This window comes from Allorhizobium pseudoryzae, from assembly GCF_011046245.1.
Taxonomy (GTDB): domain Bacteria; phylum Pseudomonadota; class Alphaproteobacteria; order Rhizobiales; family Rhizobiaceae; genus Neorhizobium; species Neorhizobium pseudoryzae.
In genome coordinates, this window is the sequence record NZ_CP049241.1 from 574,493 (window position 1) to 590,192 (window position 15,700).

At 60.6% G+C, this 15,700-nt stretch carries 19 protein-coding genes; 7 read left to right on the top strand and 12 right to left on the bottom strand.

What is annotated here, in order from left to right; genetic code table 11:
• Positions 1 to 12: 12 nt before the first annotated feature.
• On the bottom strand, positions 13 to 954 hold the full coding sequence (locus G6N78_RS02805; RefSeq protein WP_165215548.1) for a flagellin N-terminal helical domain-containing protein: 942 nt from the start codon (positions 952 to 954) through the stop codon (positions 13 to 15).
• 312 nt (positions 955 to 1,266) lie between these two features.
• Between G6N78_RS02805 and G6N78_RS02810 the strand changes: the two genes are divergently transcribed.
• The 7 genes from G6N78_RS02810 (at position 1,267) to G6N78_RS02840 (ending at position 8,886) form a co-directional block, all read left to right on the top strand.
• A complete protein-coding gene (locus G6N78_RS02810; RefSeq protein ID WP_165215551.1) occupies positions 1,267 to 3,192 on the top strand; it encodes an O-linked N-acetylglucosamine transferase, SPINDLY family protein in 1,926 nt (641 codons plus the stop codon).
• Between the two features lie 52 nt (positions 3,193 to 3,244).
• Positions 3,245 to 4,324 (top strand): GSCFA domain-containing protein, encoded by a 1,080-nt coding sequence (locus G6N78_RS02815; protein ID WP_234905867.1) that lies wholly within the window; start codon positions 3,245 to 3,247, stop codon positions 4,322 to 4,324.
• On the top strand, positions 4,317 to 5,045 hold the full coding sequence (locus G6N78_RS02820) for a hypothetical protein (protein WP_165215556.1): 729 nt from the start codon (positions 4,317 to 4,319) through the stop codon (positions 5,043 to 5,045). The genes G6N78_RS02815 and G6N78_RS02820 overlap by 8 nt, the downstream gene beginning before the upstream one ends.
• Before the next feature lie 163 nt (positions 5,046 to 5,208).
• Complete coding sequence (locus tag G6N78_RS02825; RefSeq protein ID WP_165215558.1) at positions 5,209 to 6,738, top strand: CDP-glycerol glycerophosphotransferase family protein; 1,530 nt, start codon at positions 5,209 to 5,211, stop codon at positions 6,736 to 6,738.
• A gap of 3 nt (positions 6,739 to 6,741) precedes the next feature.
• Entirely contained in the window at positions 6,742 to 7,416 is a 675-nt protein-coding gene (locus G6N78_RS02830; RefSeq protein WP_165215561.1) for an HAD-IB family phosphatase, read from the top strand.
• Positions 7,392 to 8,057, top strand: coding sequence for an NTP transferase domain-containing protein (locus tag G6N78_RS02835; protein ID WP_165215564.1), 666 nt, complete (start codon positions 7,392 to 7,394; stop codon positions 8,055 to 8,057). The genes G6N78_RS02830 and G6N78_RS02835 overlap by 25 nt, the downstream gene beginning before the upstream one ends.
• A gap of 94 nt (positions 8,058 to 8,151) precedes the next feature.
• The gene (locus tag G6N78_RS02840) at positions 8,152 to 8,886 is read left to right on the top strand and encodes a class I SAM-dependent methyltransferase (protein ID WP_165215566.1); all 735 of its coding nucleotides are present in this window, start codon (positions 8,152 to 8,154) and stop codon (positions 8,884 to 8,886) included.
• 78 nt (positions 8,887 to 8,964) lie between these two features.
• Here the strand turns inward: G6N78_RS02840 and fliP are convergent, their stop codons facing one another.
• From fliP to G6N78_RS02895, 11 genes are read right to left on the bottom strand one after another with little or no spacing between them, the layout of a single operon-like run.
• Complete coding sequence (gene fliP, locus G6N78_RS02845) at positions 8,965 to 9,702, bottom strand: flagellar type III secretion system pore protein FliP (RefSeq protein WP_165215569.1); 738 nt, start codon at positions 9,700 to 9,702, stop codon at positions 8,965 to 8,967.
• Positions 9,699 to 10,208 (bottom strand): flagellar basal body-associated FliL family protein, encoded by a 510-nt coding sequence (locus G6N78_RS02850; protein WP_165215571.1) that lies wholly within the window; start codon positions 10,206 to 10,208, stop codon positions 9,699 to 9,701. The genes fliP and G6N78_RS02850 overlap by 4 nt, the downstream gene beginning before the upstream one ends.
• A 26-nt stretch (positions 10,209 to 10,234) precedes the next feature.
• Positions 10,235 to 10,945: a flagellar basal body L-ring protein FlgH gene (gene flgH, locus G6N78_RS02855; protein ID WP_165215574.1), complete on the bottom strand. Its 711-nt coding sequence runs from the start codon at positions 10,943 to 10,945 to the stop codon at positions 10,235 to 10,237.
• On the bottom strand, positions 10,942 to 11,490 hold the full coding sequence (locus G6N78_RS02860; RefSeq protein WP_165221203.1) for a MotE family protein: 549 nt from the start codon (positions 11,488 to 11,490) through the stop codon (positions 10,942 to 10,944). Before G6N78_RS02860 ends, flgH begins: the two co-directional genes overlap by 4 nt.
• Positions 11,491 to 11,498: 8 nt before the next feature.
• A complete protein-coding gene (locus G6N78_RS02865) occupies positions 11,499 to 12,617 on the bottom strand; it encodes a flagellar basal body P-ring protein FlgI (protein ID WP_370691473.1) in 1,119 nt (372 codons plus the stop codon).
• Positions 12,614 to 13,096, bottom strand: a complete 483-nt coding sequence (gene flgA, locus G6N78_RS02870) for a flagellar basal body P-ring formation chaperone FlgA (protein WP_165215576.1) — start codon at positions 13,094 to 13,096, stop codon at positions 12,614 to 12,616. The genes G6N78_RS02865 and flgA overlap by 4 nt, the downstream gene beginning before the upstream one ends.
• An 18-nt stretch (positions 13,097 to 13,114) precedes the next feature.
• On the bottom strand, positions 13,115 to 13,903 hold the full coding sequence (flgG, locus tag G6N78_RS02875) for a flagellar basal-body rod protein FlgG (RefSeq protein WP_165215579.1): 789 nt from the start codon (positions 13,901 to 13,903) through the stop codon (positions 13,115 to 13,117).
• A gap of 17 nt (positions 13,904 to 13,920) precedes the next feature.
• Complete coding sequence (fliE, locus tag G6N78_RS02880) at positions 13,921 to 14,259, bottom strand: flagellar hook-basal body complex protein FliE (protein ID WP_165215582.1); 339 nt, start codon at positions 14,257 to 14,259, stop codon at positions 13,921 to 13,923.
• Positions 14,256 to 14,675, bottom strand: a complete 420-nt coding sequence (gene flgC / locus G6N78_RS02885) for a flagellar basal body rod protein FlgC (protein ID WP_165215584.1) — start codon at positions 14,673 to 14,675, stop codon at positions 14,256 to 14,258. The genes fliE and flgC overlap by 4 nt, the downstream gene beginning before the upstream one ends.
• Before the next feature lie 3 nt (positions 14,676 to 14,678).
• Positions 14,679 to 15,071 (bottom strand): flagellar basal body rod protein FlgB, encoded by a 393-nt coding sequence (gene flgB / locus G6N78_RS02890; protein WP_165215587.1) that lies wholly within the window; start codon positions 15,069 to 15,071, stop codon positions 14,679 to 14,681.
• A 53-nt stretch (positions 15,072 to 15,124) separates the two neighbouring features.
• Positions 15,125 to 15,700, bottom strand: coding sequence for a flagellar protein (locus tag G6N78_RS02895; RefSeq protein WP_165215589.1), 576 nt, complete (start codon positions 15,698 to 15,700; stop codon positions 15,125 to 15,127).

Sequence of the window (15,700 nt, forward strand, 5' to 3'; positions counted from 1 at the left end):
TTCGGCCGGCTCTTAACGGAAGAGCGACAGAACGTTCTGCGAGTCGCTGTTGGCGATCGACAGAGCCTGGATGCCCAGCTGCTGCTGCGTCTGCAGAGCCTTCAGGCGGGTCGATTCTTCGTTCATGTCGGCATCAACCAGCTTGCCGACGCCTTCCTTGATCGAGTCCATCAGATCGGAAACGAAGCCGGTCTGCATGTCGATACGGCTGTTGATCGCACCCACGTCAGCGGCTGCGTCCGTCATGTCCTGCAGGACAGCGTCAACACCCGAAAGGGCCTTCGACAGGTCGCCGGTGGTCATGTTGCTGATGTCGAGCGACAGAACCGAGTAGGTCAGCGATACGGTCGCACCAGTCGCGCTGGAGAAGCTCATGTTTTTGGAGAGCATGCCAGAGCCGTTGGTGACGTTGGCGCCAGCCGTGTTGACTTCGATCAGCGACGAGTTGGTCGTGTCGTATTCCAGGGTCGTCAGGCTGACATTGCCAGCGTTGTCACGGTTGAAAGCGCCCACGATGGCCTGGGTGCCGGCACCGGCGGAAGCGGTGTGATAAACCCAGTTTTCGCCGGAGAAGGAGGCCGACTTGGCGATCGAGCTCAGCTGGTCCTGCAGCTGATCGATTTCCTTCTGGATCTTGTCCTTGTCAACGCCCGGCTCGGAAGCGGCGGTGATCTTTGCCTTGATATCGTCGACGACTTTGATGGAGGACTCAAGCGCCGTGTAGGCGACATCGGTGGTCGCGGCGCCGAGGCCGAGTGCATCCTGAACGGTACCGAGAGCCTTGTTGTCGGAACGCATGGTGGTAGCGATCGACCAATAGGCTGCGTTGTCCGCTGCGGTCTCGACCTTGTAGCCCGACGAAATGCGGTTCTGCGTGGTTTCCATGTCGCTGTTGATGGAGCGCAGGGTCGAGAGAGCTGCAATTGCAGATGAGTTGGTCAGAATACTGGTCATAGTTATAGTCCCTTGTTGACTTTGGTACTGTTGGGGACATACCGGGCTTGAAAACCGGTAATGACGTCTGGCTTCATGCCCACTCGGTTCTGTTTTGCCTCAGAAACCAAACCCGTCATGTGAGTGTGACACTCGCAGAGAATGATTGCGGATTCCTTAAATCGGACTCGACAAACCGAGTGAAATGGTCACTGATTCGTAAACGATGCTCCGACACCGGTTTCGGACAAGCTCCAATCCCTATGCTTTCCGGCAGAACGCGGCCTGCGTGCCCCGCGTCCATGATCCGAATGTTAGCCCTGGAGCCCGACGTTGACCTCTCAATCCCTGTTCTCAAGTGCATCGAAGAGTTTCCACAAGGGCCAATACACCGAGGCTCTGGCGTCGCTGAACGCGCTCCTTGATCACTCCAGGGACGTAAAGACCTATGCTCTTCTGGCCAAAACGCTCGTTGCCTTGGGTTTCAAGGAGGATGCGGCGAAGATCTACGTGCTGGCGGGAGAATTGGGCGGTTCGCGGGCGGAGGATTTCTACACCGAGGCGATGAAGATCTATTTCGAGCTGGGTCAGGATGACCTTGCACTGAGCCTGGGACGACCTCTCCTGGAACGCGCGAGACAGGATCCGGAGCTTGCCTTCATCATCACCTCGCTCTTTCTGAAGCGCGGCGAAAAGGACATGGTCCGCGTCTTTTTGCCGGCGTTGTCCACAAGTTCAAACTCCAAGCACAACAGCCTTGCCTTCCTGCTTCTGACAGGCACGCCGGAAAATCCGCGCGACCGCGAAACCGTCGCCAATCTCCTGGAGCGTCTGCCGCGCAGCATCGTGGTCATCATGGCGCATCTCGTCTTCCAGCGCGAAGTCAACAATTACTGGGAGATGGAGCGCCTGCAGCCGGAACTGAACCGGATGCTCTCCAAGAACCCGGCGCAGATGATGAAGGTGGAAGCCCCCTTCTACAATCTGCACTGGCTGGCGGACGAGGCGCTCAACAAGATTGCCAGCTACAAGCCGGATGCCTTTCCGGCGACAAACCCGATCGAGCGCCATTGGCGTCCGCATGCCTGGGGCAAGAAGCTCAGGATCGGCTACCTGTCCTCAGACCTCTGGCACGATCATGCCACCATGAAACTGGCAGGCAGCGTGCTCTCCCTGCACGACCGCGACAAGTTCGACGTCACGGTCTTCTGCTATACGGACCCGAAGCACTTGACGGCGGAGATCGATCAGGACCGCAGCAAATGGGGCACGATCGTCACCATCCGCGACTTGAATGACGCCGCAGCGGCGCAGGTCATCCGCGACCACAACATCGATATTCTGATCGACTTGAAGGGCCACACGCGCGGAGGCCGTCCAGGCATCCTTAACCATCAGGCCGCACCGGTGCAGGTGGCATGGCTGGGCTTCCCGGGGACCACGGTCAATATCGATCTCGATTACATCATCGGCGATCATCATGTGCTGCCGGATGCGTCGAAGCCGCATTACTGGGAAAAGTTCTGCCGAATGCCGGAAAGCTATCAGCCGAACGACCCGTTCAACCGTCCGCGTCGCGACCTCTTCACCCGAGCCGATGCCGGCCTGCCGGACGATGCCTTCGTCTTCGGTTCGTTTAACGCGACCCGCAAGATTTCGCTGGCCAACGTCAATCTCTGGGTGAAGATCCTGAAGGCGACGCCTGGCAGCGTTCTCTGGCTGATGTGCAAGGCGGACGAGGCGCGCGACAACCTGCTGCGTCGGTTCACCTCGGCCGGGATCGAGGCAAAACGTATCGTCTTTACCAAAGTGGTTTCCTACGAGGAGCATCTGGCCCGCCTGACGCTCGCCGATCTCGGCCTCGACACCTTCCCCTATAATGGTCACACGACCACATCCGAACAGCTGTGGGCGGGGCTGCCGGTGCTGACCCTGAAGGGCAGCCACTTTGCCTCACGCGTCTCGGAGAGCCTGCTGCACGCCGTGGGCGTGCCGGAACTGATTGCTGAGACGGAAGACGACTATGTCCGCATGGCTGTCGATTTCTTCAAGAACCGCCAGAGTCTGGAGCCGTTCAAGGCGAGACTGGAAGAAAACCGGCTGGTCAAGCCGCTGTTCGATGCCGAACGCTTCTGCAGACATCTGGAGACGGCTTACGAACTGATGGCCGAGCGCGCGCGCCAAAACCTGGAACCGGATCATATCGATGTACCCGCCCTGCCGCCGCGCACCGAGCCCTTTCTTGTCGAGAAGGAATAAGCGACCGTCGATCGGACAGAGCCGGTAGATCGCCGGCAGGAGAGCAATGCAGATGACGGCCACCCCCGGTGATATGCTCCACCCCTACAGCACGCTGCCGGACCGCGCCGTCTGGCGCAAGGCCGTGGCGGAAACCCATCCGCTCCAGCTGACGGGCCTCTATCGCAAGAAGTTCGACATTCCGGCTGACGCGCGCATCAGCACGGCCGGCAGCTGCTTTGCACAGCATATTGCCAAAACGCTGAAGCGCAGCGGTTTTAATTTCCGGGATTTCGAACCTGCGCCTTCGCTGTTTCCCCCGGCACTGGCGCAAAGCTACAATTACGGAGTCTATTCGGCGCGGTTCTGCAATATCTACACCGCCCGGCAGTTGCACCAGACCTTCGAACGCGCCATGGGCGGTTTTGCGCCGGAAGAGAAGCCGTGGGTCCGCGGGGATGGCTTCGCCGACCCCTTCCGGCCGCTGCTCGAGCCGGATCCCTTCGAGAGCGTTGCAGAACTGGAGCGTTCGCGACAGACGCATCTGTCGGCGGTGCGCGAGATGTTTCACCAAACGGATGTCTTCATCTTTACCTTGGGCCTGACCGAAGCCTGGCAGTCGCGGCACGATGGCGCGGTCTTTCCGCTCTGTCCCGGCACGGTCGCGGGCCAGTTTCGCGACGAAGACCATGTGTTCAAGAACTTCAACTATTTCGAGATCTTCGAGGATCTTGTCGCGGTGATGGGCAAGATGCGCCAGCTCAATCCCCAGATGCGCTTCATTCTCACGGTCTCGCCGGTGCCGCTCACCGCGACACGCACGGATCATCACGTGCTGGCTGCAACGCTCTACTCGAAGTCCGTGCTGCGGGCCGTTGCTGGTCACCTCGCCTCGGAGCTGGATTTCGTCGATTACTTCCCATCCTACGAAATCATCGCCGCGCCCTCCATGCGCGGCCTCTTCTATGATCACAACCAGCGCAGCGTGAACGCTGCCGGCGTCGATTACGTGATGTCCCACTTCCTGAAGGAGCATCGCGCGCCCCCCTCTGAGGGACAATCCTCCCCCTCCATGATCAAGCAGCAGCTGCTGGGTGATCTGGAGGTCCAGTGCGAGGAGATGATGCAGGCGCAGGAACTCGGCTATGCTTGAGATCATCGGAGACTCGCACATCCAGGCGCTGCGCGATGGCGCCCTGAAAGCGGGCCAGGACAGCATTCGCAGCCGGCATGGCCAGATCCGCATCGCGCAGCTCGGCCACGGCTACAATTTCCTGGAGCCGTTCTTCCGATTTGACGGACGTGCTGTCGCCTTCACGCAGGATGGCGCACGCACCACGTTCGCGAAGCTCAATCACGACCATTCTCCAGTCATCGAACTGCAGGATGTCCGGCGCTTTGTCTTCGTCTTTGGTTTCTATCCGAGCTTCGGCTTCAACGCCGAGCATTGGACGACGCACACGGCCGCCCTCTGGAGCCCTGACCGGCAGCTGGTGACCCGCCGCGCCTTCGCCGCCATCATCGAGGAGACCATGAAGGAGCCTCTGGCCTTCTTCCGGCAACTCACTTCCATGAAGGTCCGCTTTTCCGTTGCCTCTTGTTGTCCGGCGCCGGCGAGCTATCACCGCCTGGCCGGCAAGTCGAATTTTGCCGAAGGGGAAGTCGCGTTGATCTACAATCGGTTCCGCGACCATGTCTGTGCGCGTCTGGATGATCTCGGCGTTCCCTATCACCTGCCGCCGGCAGAAGTTTACGACGCATCCGGCGCCATGCTGGATCATTTTGCCAAAATGCCCGGCGACTACCATGCAAACGCCGCCTACGGGACGCTGATGCTCTCGAAGATACTGCAGGAAACGGACGCTCTGGCATGACAATGCCGGCCGCGAATGCAGCGACTGCTGTTTTCTCCCGATGGCCTTCATTGTCCCGCCAGCTTGAGGAAAGCCTGATCCGCTAGCGTGGTGATGCTTATGAAGCGTGTGCTGGCGTCGGCTGCACCGCACCTGTCGACCTAGAGATGCACGAGGACGTGGAATGTCTGAGATCAACCCCACCAGTCAACCGATCTCAGGTTCGGATCTGTCGGAGCAGATTGCGGCCCTGCGTCAGGATATTGGCGGGTTGAACGAGAAGATCGAGGTGCAGGGCGCCATCCAGATCGAGATCGCCAAGCTGCTGCAATCCTTCCACACGCAACACCTGGCACTGCCCGGCCAGATCGCCGGGATCATCCAGTCGGCACTTGAGGCGAGTGCGCAGGACAAGGTGACGCTGAGCAACGAAGCGCTCTCAAAGCTTGACTACCGGTTCAACCAGATCGCCGCGAACTTCCATACCCTGAAGCAGGTCAGCAACCTGACTCTGCGAGAGCTGCGTCCGCCCATCGACAGGATCCGCTGCGTGTTCATCGTGCAGTCCATTCCAATGTGGGATGCCCTGGCGGATGTCTATTGGTCGATGGTGGACGACGCCCGCTTCCACCCGATCGTCGTGTCCATCAACAACAGCCAGCTGGGCCGCGCCGAATTCACCGGTGAAGAAGAGGTGCACAAAGGCCTGACGGAGCAGAACATCCCGCATCTGCGCATGAACGTTTCGTCGCTCGAGGCGCTGGATATTCTGCGCAGCCTGAACCCGGACGTCGTCTTCCGCCAACAGCAATGGGACAGCCCCGTGCCGCCAGGCCTGCGCACGCCCGAAATCACCTTCGCGCGCATCTGCGTTGTCCCCTACGGCATGGGTCTGCTGGCCAAACCGAATTCGACCGATACGTCGGACGAGGCCTACGACAACAATTACGACCAGGCCTATCACCGGATGGCCTGGCGGGTGTTCTGCGAGACCGAGATCACGCGCACCTATTACCGCTCCTTCGCCCATTCGGACCCGGACAAGTTCGTGCTGAGCGGCTACTCGAAGCTGGACAAGCTTCTGGAAGCCAAGGGCAAGGGCGTCTGGCCGATCCCCGAGCCGAACGGGCGCAGTTTCCGCATCATCTGGGCGCCCCATCATTCGCTGGCCATTCATGGCGAGGGTTTCGGGGTCTTCCACAAGATCTACCGGCAGATGCTGGAATGGGCGCAGCAGGCCACGGACATCCAGTTCGTCTACAAGCCGCATCCGGCGCTCTCCTATTCGGCGCCTCGATCGGGTGCGATCAACGATCCGGATTATCCAAGCTTCCTGCAGACCTGGGAGGCGCTGCCGAACTGCGCGATCTGCGAAGGCAGCTATGGCGAGCTCTTCGACGCCTCCGACATGATGCTGACGGACGGCGTGTCGTTCCTGACCGAATACCACCTGTTTGCCAAACCGATCGTCTTCATCGATTCCGGCGTCCATGCGCGCTTCAACCACCTCGGGCGGCTGGCCGAAGCCGCGGCTCATCGGGTAGACAGTTTTGAGGAGATGCGCACGGCCGCACTGTCCTACAAGGACGGCAAGGCGTGGCCGCTGGAAAAGGAGCGTCAGGATCTGCTCGAGGTTCTGAGGCCACGGCAGGAGCCAGCCTCTCGTATCATCCTGGATTCCATTGCTGACGGCATCCATTCATCGAGGTCCTGAGACATGTATCGCGCCGATTCGCCTGCTTTGGAACATACCTTCACCACGTCACCGGCCGGCGTGCCGGGCCAGAAGCAGAAAACGGCCTTCGCCTTCGATCTGGACGGAACGATCACCAAGGCCGAGCTTCTGCCGATGATCGCTTCCGAACTCGGGCTGGAGCCGGAAATGCGGCTGCTGACCGAGCTCACCATGGCCGGCATGATCCCCTTCGAGGATTCCTTCCGCCTGCGTTTCGCCATCCTGCGAACGGCTGGGCTGGACCGCATCCGGTCCGTAGTTTCCGAGGTCGAGTTCGATCCCGACATCGAAGCGTTCATCCGGGAAAATCGGGAGCGTTCGTTCGTTGTCACCGGCAATCTCGATCTGTGGGTTCAGCCGCTGCAGGAGCGCCTGGGTTGCCGCTTCTTTACCTCGACGGCCATGACCGATGCCCATGGGCACGTGACAGGCCTCGACACGGTGATGCGCAAGAACATTGCCGCCCTGGAGCTCAAGGAGCATTTCGAACGGCTGGTGGCCATTGGCGACGGGTTCAACGATGTTCCGATGTTCGACGTCGCCGATATCGGCATCGCCTTCTATGGCATCCACAGCGCGCCGGACGCTCTTGTCTCGGTCTCCAATTACGTGGCCCTCGACGGAAAATCGCTATGCCGACTGTTAAACACGCTGTAATCGCCGCGGCAGGCCTGGGGTCACGCCTCGGGCAGGGAAAGCCCAAATGCCTCGTCGAAGTCGAAGGCGTCAAAATCCTGAAGCACCTTCTGGCCCAGTTGAGCGAGGTCGAGGACGTGCGGGTGATCGTCGGCTTCGAAGAGAAGGCGGTGATTTCCGAGCTGAAGCAGCTCGGCCGCGACGTGATCGTCGTGCGCAACCCGAACTTCCGCTCCACCACCACGCTGCACAGCTACACGCTGGGCTGCCAGCACATGAGCGGCGACTGCCTGTTCATGGATGGCGACCTTCTGCTGGAGCCTGCAAGCTTTGCGCGCTTCCTCGCGGCCTGCGAGCCTGGCGCGCCGAAACTTGCCATCACCCAGACCAAGACGAAGGACGCCGTCTTCGCCATCACGGAAGGCGACCAGATCGTCGGTTTCCGCCGGGAAGAGCCGACAGAGTACGAGTGGTCCAACATCGCCTGGCTGCCTGTCACCACATTCGACACCATCGGAAACACGCCGGTCTACGAACATCTGAAGGCGTACCTTCCGATCATCGGTCACGAGATCGTCTCCTATGAGATCGATACGGCCGAAGACATGCGGCTGGCGTTGAGCCATACGGATCTCTTCGACTTGAAAGCCCTCGCCTCCTGACCGCCCCATGGATCGCGGCCTCCCGCAGGCACGCCGTCCGCCCCACCAACGTTTCTGCCATGCGCAACGGCAGGCCGACAACGCAGGATCCGCCATGAGCAGATTGTACGACGCGAAGGTCGATATCGACCCGTCCAAGGTTCAGAAGTTCTTTGACGACCGCGCCCGCCGCGAAGCCAACTCCATCAATGCCGTGATGTTGCAGCCCGAGGGATCGGTGATCGCCATCGAGCGGGACAGGCATGAGCGCGAGATGCTGCTGCCGCGGCTGGACAGGCCCTCGAAAATCCTGGATCTCGGTTGCGGGGCCGGCCGATTGGCGCTTCACTACGGCGATGGTGGCCACACCTACATGGGCATCGACTTCTCGGGCGAATTGATCGCCAAAGGCAGGGAGTTGAATGCTGGCCAGCACGACATTCATTTCGCCATTGCGCAGGTGCCGCACATCGATGTCGCGGCACTGCCTGTTCAGCCGCCCTTCGATGTCCTCATCATCACCGGTCTGCTGATCTACCTCAACGATGAGGCGGTGATCCGGACCCTTCAACTGATGGCCGATCTCGCGGCGCCCGAGGCCCTCGTCTACATCCGGGAGTCCATATCGGATATTGCCACGCGCCTGACACTCAAGGACTTCTTCTCGCAGGAGTTGAACGAGTACTACAACGGTGTCTACCGCACCCGGGCAGAGCTGAAGGCCGATTTCGAAGCGACCTTCCTGCAGGCCGGTTTCCGCATGACGGACGAAGGCTACGCTTTCCCCGAGCACCTGCGCAACCGGGCGGAAACGACGCAGTATTTCTACCGGTTTGAACGCAAGGCGTAATGGGTCGGGTCGATCGGCGGAGGTAGGGCAGCGGCTCGACGCGCTTCTGCCGCTGCGCATCCGCGCAAAGCCGATGGCTCAATTGAACGAGCGCACCAGACTACCGACCAGCAGGTTCCATCCGTCGATCAACACGAAGAACAGGATCTTGAAGGGCAGAGAGATGGACGTCGGCGGCAGCATCATCATGCCCATGGCCATGGTGATGGCGGCAACGATCATGTCGATCACCAGGAAAGGCAGCACGATCAGAAAACCGATTTCAAAACCCCGACGGATTTCCGACAGCATGAAGGCCGGGATCAGCACCCGGTAGTCGATCGCCTCCGGGGTGCCGACGGATTGGCCGCGTTCCTCTGCAATCTCCACAAACAGCGAAAGGTCCTTGTCGCGGGTATTGGCGGTCATGAAGGTGCGGAACGGCTCGGCGATCCGCTGCACGGCGGTCGCCTCGTCGATCTCGTTGCGCAGCAACGGCTGCACACCCTCGTTCCAGGAGCGGTCGAAGGTCGGTGACATGACGTAGAAGGTCATGAACAGCGCCATGGAGATCAGCACCAGGTTGGAGGGGGCGGTCGCCAGCCCCATGCCGGTGCGCAGGATCGAAAAGGCGATGATGAAGCGCGGGAAGCTGGTGACCATCACCAGGATGCCCGGCGCAATCGACAGGACGGTCAGAAGCCCGAAGGTGCGGATGATCCACGCGGCTGCGGAGCCATCAACCGGCAGATTGAGAAGATCCACCGGAGATTGCTGGGCAAGGGCAAGGCCCGGCACCATCATAAAAATGGCAAGCAGCGAAAGGAGTCGAATCATTCGATCACGAAGGTTCTGAACATCACCTTCGATACTTTGCCTTGAGAACGCAGGTCAACACGTTCCTGAATGTCGTCCTTAAGATATTGAAAGCCGCGCGGGCCCTCGATCTGCTGCAGCGAAACCGTGCGCATGTAGGCAAGGATATCCTGATGGATCTCTTCCGCCAGCGGCAGTTCCGGATGTCCCTTGAACGCCAGCGCCACCTCCAGCCGTATCCAGCTATCGGAAGGATAGGCGAGATTGGTGGTGATCGGCTCCAGTTGGACGACACCATTCGCCTCGGTGGAGATATGCGGAAGCCCCTCTTCCTTCTTCTCACCGTGCCCTGCCGCTGCCGCCGGCTTTGCCGGCTCTTCTGTCGCCGGTGGTTTCGGTGCGATCATGCCGCCCAGAACCCAGCCGCCGCCGGCGCCCACGAGCGTGACCACGGCAACGCCGGCAATCGTCATCACCAGTCCGCCCTTCTTCTTCTCCGGGGCGCCTTCTGCTGCTTCCTCAGCCATGCGTCATCCTTTCGCCCTCTCCGCAATCAGAACGGCGAGAACAGGTCGACCACCTGCTGTCCGACCGGCGGCTGCTGAACTTCCATCAGGCGACCGCGGCCGCCGTAGGAGATGCGCGCTTCGGCGATCCGGTCATAGGAGATCGTGTTCTTTGCATTGACATCCTGCGGCCGCACGATACCGGCCACGTTCAGGATGCGGATCTCGTGGTTGACGCGCACTTCCTGCGAGCCGCTGATCAACAGATTGCCGTTCTCCAGCACGCCGGTGACGACGGCGGCGACCAGCAGATTGAGCTTTTCGGAGCGCTTCGTCGAGCCCTTGCCCTTGGTGGAGGTATCGGAATCGGTGCCCAGATCGCCGTTGGTGGAAGGCTTCCAGCCGAGAATGCTCGCCCCGACATCCCATTTGAGGCCGGTCGAATTGGTGCGGCTGCGATCCGTTTCGTTGTCGAAGTCGGCCTTGTCGTTGATCTGGATATCGACGGTCAGAATGTCGCCGACATTGAGAGCGCGGGCGTCCTTGAAGAGGGCGGCCTGGCTGTCGCTCCACAACGAATAACCGTTCGACATCTGGCGCGGCTGCTTCGGGTAGAGACCCATCTGCGGGGTCTGGGCATATTGCAGTCCGCTGCCGATCGGGCTCATGGACGGCGCATTGCCGATTTCCTTGATGGTCTGGCTCTGACAGCCTGCAAGCATCAGTACAGCCAGCAGAGCGGGGGCGCGCTTGGTCATGAACGGTCCTTCGAAGTCTTGGGGTCGGCAGCGCTCGACATGATCATGGAAATCATGCCGGCCTTCTTGGGGTCCATTTCACTGAGGATCAGGCCCGATTGGCGCGCCGGCAATTTCATGATGATGGCAGCCGCCAGTTCCGGCCGCATTTCCTGCAGCTGGGGGGCGGCGGCATCCGCCTTCATCGTCTTGTAGATCTCGATCAGCCCGGCTTCCGCCCTGGCCATGAAATCGTCGCGACGCTTCAGCCACTCCTCGTATTCGGCCTTGCGCTTTTCGAGGAGAACGATGCGCTGATCGACGTCCGACTGCAGCTTTTCAAGCTCCTGCTTCTGCAGCAGGTATCGCTGGTCGCGGGCGGTATCGGCAATGTTCGTGCAGAACTTCTCGATATCCTCTGCGGTCGTGCTGGGCAGTGCCGGGCTTGCCTGTTGCGCGTTCACCTGCGGAACCAGCAACAGCAAGGCGCCCACCGCGGCGAACCGGAGAAGCGTGCGGTTGCGACGGCGATGCGCGCGCTGTTCTTCCGTGTCTGTCCTGACCATCATGTCCATCATTGGATCACAAGCTCCGCCTGAAGCGCGCCCGCGGACTTGATGCCCTGCAGGATCGCGATGATGCCGTCCGGCTTGACGCCGATGCTGTTCAGACCCGCAACCAGCGTGCGCAGATCCGGCCCGTTGAGGATGGCGACATTGCTGCCCTCCTTCATCACGCTGATATCGGTTTGCGGCTGGACGGCCGTCACGCCATCGGAAAAGGGTTCCGGCTGAACGATCTGCGGCGTCTCGGTGACCTGGACGGTCAAGGTGCCGTAGCTGACGGCAACGCGGGACACCTTCACATCGGCACCGATCACGACCGTGCCGGTACGTTCGTTGACCACCACCTTGGCCGGCGTATCGGTTTCAACCACGAGGTTTTCGATTTCCGCCATCAGCCGCGTCAGGTCCGCCGATTTCGGCTTCTGGATGATGACTTCCTGGGAATCACGCGCCTCGGCGATGCCCGAGCCATACCGCTGGCCGGCGAAGCGGTTGACGGCATCGGAAATGCGCACCGCCGTGGAAAAATCCGGGTTGCGCAACTGGAGAACCAGGTTCACCGCATCCTTGAACTTGGAGGGCAGTTCCCGCTCGATGATCGCGCCATTCGGCACGCGTCCGGCGGTGGTCACCCCTTGCGTCACGGAAGCCGCCTGACCTTGGGCGCTGAAGCCGGATACGACGATCGAGCCCTGCGCCACCGCATAGATCTGGCCGTCGGCACCGGACAATGAGGTCATCACCAGCGTGCCGCCGCGCAGCGAAGTGGAATCGCCGAGCGAACTGACCGTCACATCCATGCGGCTGCCGGGGCTCGCGAACGGTGGCAGGTTGGCAGTGACCATGACGGCCGCAACGTTCTTCGCGCTCGATTGGCCGCCCTGCGTCGAGATGCCGAGGTTCTGCAGCATGGCGCGCATGGATTGGTCGGTAAACGGCGAGGAGCGCAGGCTGTCACCGGTTCCTTGCAAGCCGACGATGAGGCCGTAGCCGATCAGCTGGTTGTCGCGACCGGCCTGGAGAGAGGCGATATCCTTGATGCGGGAGGCATCGGCGAACGTCACTCCATGAGTCGAGAGGAAAGAGAGGAGGCCAAGACCTGCGGCGGCCAGAATTCGCTTCATCATTTTGCCATCACCTGCACCGTCCCGTCACCCATGACGGTTCCGGAGACGATCACGCCGGAATCGGTATTGCGCACACGGATCACGTCACCGATGGCCGCGTTTTCCAGCGGCGTGCCGGAGGCCGAGATCATCATGTTGCCGATCGAAAACGTCAGTCGAACCGCCGCGCCACGCTTGACGGCGAAGGGAGCCCGCAGGGTCGACATCAGGATCGTCCGACCGGGCAGCAGCGTGCGCGTGCTGACCATGCCTTCGACCTCTTGCATCGATGTTGCGTACCCGCCGGCGAGATTGGGATTGGTGACTTCGACTTCCTGAAGGAAGGCGGCAGAGATTTCCTGGCCCGGATAGATGATCTGTCTCGGAACCACGGCGATGCCCATGTCCGCATGGGCATCGCCCGCCCATACGACGGCTGCCAGCGGAGCGAGAAGCGCAAGCGCCCTGCCCCAGGTCCTGCATATCCGGCCAAACATCATGTCTGCCACCCCTTCATGTTACTTCAGGTTCTTGCTGACGATCGAAGCCATTTCATCTGCTGTGGTGATCACCTTGGAGTTCATCTCATAGGCGCGCTGCGCCGAGATAAGGTTGGTGATTTCCTTGACCGCGTCGACGTTGGAGGATTCCAGGTAACCCTGCTTCAAGTAGCCGAAACCCGGGTCTTCCGGTGCGGCAACAATGGCTTCGCCGGATGCCGCCGTCTGCTGGAACAGGTTGTCGCCCAGCGGCTTCAGACCCGCCTCGTTGACGAAGTTCGCCGTGGTCAACTGACCGATTTCGGTGAAGTTTGAGTCGGCACCGACTCGAACGCTGACCTGGCCGGTGCGGCTGATGACGGTTTCCGTGACATCCGCCGGGAAGGTGATGTTGGGAACGACGGCATAGCCATCGATCGTGACGAGCTGGCCGTCCGCATTGGTGTTGAAGGAGCCGGCACGCGTATAGAGCGTCGTTCCGTCCGGTGACTGGACCTGGAACCAGCCGCGCCCGACGATCGCCAGGTCGAGCTTGTTGTCGGTTTGGGCCAGTTCGCCCTGGGTGTGGATGTTGCGGACCGCGGCGGTCTGGACACCGAGACCGATATTGGCACCTTCCGGCACGATGGCCTGGTTGGCGCGGTTGGGCACGCCCTGGGCGCGCTCGGTCTGGTAGAGAAGATCGGCGAACTCGGCGCGGGCGCGCTTGTAGCCGGTGGTGTTGATGTTGGCGATGTTGTTGGCGATGACCTCAAGATTGGTCTGCTGGGCATCCATGCCCGTCGCGGCGACTGAAAGCGCTCTCATATCTGTGTCCTCAACCCTTACATCTGCATTTTCGTGATATCGAGGTAGGCGTTCACGACCTTGTCGCGGAAGGCGATGGCCGTCTGCAGGGATTGCTCCGCCTGCAGCATCGCATCAACCACTTCACGGGTGTTCGCCTTGCCCTGGATGGCTTCGAAGGACTTCGATTCCGCTGCCTTCAGGCTGCCGACGGCATCCGATGCCATGCTGCCGAGGACGTTGGCGAAGGACATCGCCGGAGTTTGCGACAGCGCGCTTTCGGCGGCGCCGGCAATGGACTGGCTGGATTCGGTTGCGGTGGTTCCGAGGCCGCGGGTCAGCGACAGGGAGCTGACGTTCTGGATGTTATTGATCATTGGGATGCCTTCAGGAGGTCGATGGTCGCAGCGATCAGTTCGCGCGTCTGCTTGATGGTCTGGATGTTGGCTTCGTAGCTGCGGTTGGCTTCACGAAGGTCCGCCATCTCGATGAGCATGTTGACGTTCGGCATCTTGACCATGCCTCTGTCATCGGCCGCCGGATTGCCCGGATCATATTCCTCGACGAATTTCGACTGGTCGGTCCCCAGCTTCTTCACACCGACCAGATCCGCCCCCGAAACCTTGTCCAGTTCGGCGCCGAAGGTAATCGTCTTGCGGCGGTAGGGATCGGCACCCGGCGTATCGCCGGTGGTGCGGGCGTTGGCGATGTTCTCGGAGACGACGCGCAGGCGGGTGGCCTGCACTTCCATTCCGGAACCGGCGATTTTCAAAGAGGCAGAAAGCGGATCCATGGTTTACTTCTTCACTGTCATCAGCATCATGCGATGGAAGGATTTGACGAGACCGGTACTCAGTTCATACTGACGCTTGATCTCGCCGCCTTTGCGCAGTTCCTGCGCAAGAGAAACGGTATTGCCGGATTCCTGGATACCGATTTCGTTGTTGAGTTCTTCCTGCTCGACATCGACGTCCAGCCGGCTGTCGATCGGCGACCCGGTCAGATGGCCGGGATTGGTGCGGGCCATGCGCAGGCTGGCGGAATTCAGAACGGCATCGAAGGGTGTCACGTCCTTGGCCTTGAAGCCGGGCGTGCTTGCGTTGGCGATGTTGCCAGCAACGACCTGCTGACGGATGGACAGCCATTCTGCCTGCCGCGACGCAAGATCAAAGAGTTGGATCGGTTGCATAGGCTTCTCTCCATTTACTACGAGGAGCCTATGCGGGTAATCTTGCGTCAGACTTACCGGCTTTCCGTCGTCTGATCACGGTATATTTCACCGCTCGACGTGACGATGACCCAGCGTCCCTCACGCTGTTCGATAGTGGCCAGACGGCTGTTGTCGGGCAAAATGGATCCGATGCGGACCATGTACATGCCAGAACTGTCCTCGATCAGGGCACGGCCATTGGCAACATGCATCAGGCGAAACGTGTTCTTGCCGGGAAAGGGCTGTTCGATCTCGCCGGGATCCGTCGTCTTGCTCTCCTTGCCGATGGAGGAGACGGTCGCCGTGGTCAGGTTGTCGAGCGGATCGGGCGCCGGGCCGGGCGTGTGATCGTCGTCATTGTCGACCATTGCAAGCGGCGAGACGCTGAAGACCGCGCGTGGCGGTCCCTCCGGCAGGTCGCGTGTCCGCCCGACGGGCACGGTATGGATACCGAACTTGTCTTCGTTGAAAAACACGTACCAGGGGAAGAAGGCCGAAGCGGCGGCCAGCACAATGCCGGTTCCCATGACGATCCGATCGCCAAGGAGGCTTTTCCTCGTCTTCTTCTTGCGCTCGGGCCTGGCCGGTTCATCCACATCCACCGCCAT

Bases quoted from the DNA above. Each gene is read 5' to 3' on its own strand.
- fliE (WP_165215582.1), bottom strand. From the start codon at position 14,259: ATGATCAATAACATCCAGAACGTCAGCTCCCTGTCGCTGACCCGCGGC.
- fliP (WP_165215569.1), bottom strand. From the start codon at position 9,702: ATGATTCGACTCCTTTCGCTGCTTGCCATTTTTATGATGGTGCCGGGC.
- G6N78_RS02825 (WP_165215558.1), top strand. From the start codon at position 5,209: ATGTCTGAGATCAACCCCACCAGTCAACCGATCTCAGGTTCGGATCTG.
- G6N78_RS02850 (WP_165215571.1), bottom strand. From the start codon at position 10,208: ATGGCTGAGGAAGCAGCAGAAGGCGCCCCGGAGAAGAAGAAGGGCGGA.
- G6N78_RS02815 (WP_234905867.1), top strand. From the start codon at position 3,245: ATGACGGCCACCCCCGGTGATATGCTCCACCCCTACAGCACGCTGCCG.
- flgH (WP_165215574.1), bottom strand. From the start codon at position 10,945: ATGACCAAGCGCGCCCCCGCTCTGCTGGCTGTACTGATGCTTGCAGGC.
- G6N78_RS02805 (WP_165215548.1), bottom strand. From the start codon at position 954: ATGACCAGTATTCTGACCAACTCATCTGCAATTGCAGCTCTCTCGACC.
- G6N78_RS02840 (WP_165215566.1), top strand. From the start codon at position 8,152: ATGAGCAGATTGTACGACGCGAAGGTCGATATCGACCCGTCCAAGGTT.
- G6N78_RS02895 (WP_165215589.1), bottom strand. From the start codon at position 15,700: ATGGCGGTGGATGTGGATGAACCGGCCAGGCCCGAGCGCAAGAAGAAG.
- flgG (WP_165215579.1), bottom strand. From the start codon at position 13,903: ATGAGAGCGCTTTCAGTCGCCGCGACGGGCATGGATGCCCAGCAGACC.
- flgB (WP_165215587.1), bottom strand. From the start codon at position 15,071: ATGCAACCGATCCAACTCTTTGATCTTGCGTCGCGGCAGGCAGAATGG.
- G6N78_RS02865 (WP_370691473.1), bottom strand. From the start codon at position 12,617: ATGATGAAGCGAATTCTGGCCGCCGCAGGTCTTGGCCTCCTCTCTTTC.
- G6N78_RS02830 (WP_165215561.1), top strand. From the start codon at position 6,742: ATGTATCGCGCCGATTCGCCTGCTTTGGAACATACCTTCACCACGTCA.
- G6N78_RS02820 (WP_165215556.1), top strand. From the start codon at position 4,317: ATGCTTGAGATCATCGGAGACTCGCACATCCAGGCGCTGCGCGATGGC.
- G6N78_RS02860 (WP_165221203.1), bottom strand. From the start codon at position 11,490: ATGGTCAGGACAGACACGGAAGAACAGCGCGCGCATCGCCGTCGCAAC.
- G6N78_RS02835 (WP_165215564.1), top strand. From the start codon at position 7,392: ATGCCGACTGTTAAACACGCTGTAATCGCCGCGGCAGGCCTGGGGTCA.
- flgC (WP_165215584.1), bottom strand. From the start codon at position 14,675: ATGGATCCGCTTTCTGCCTCTTTGAAAATCGCCGGTTCCGGAATGGAA.
- flgA (WP_165215576.1), bottom strand. From the start codon at position 13,096: ATGATGTTTGGCCGGATATGCAGGACCTGGGGCAGGGCGCTTGCGCTT.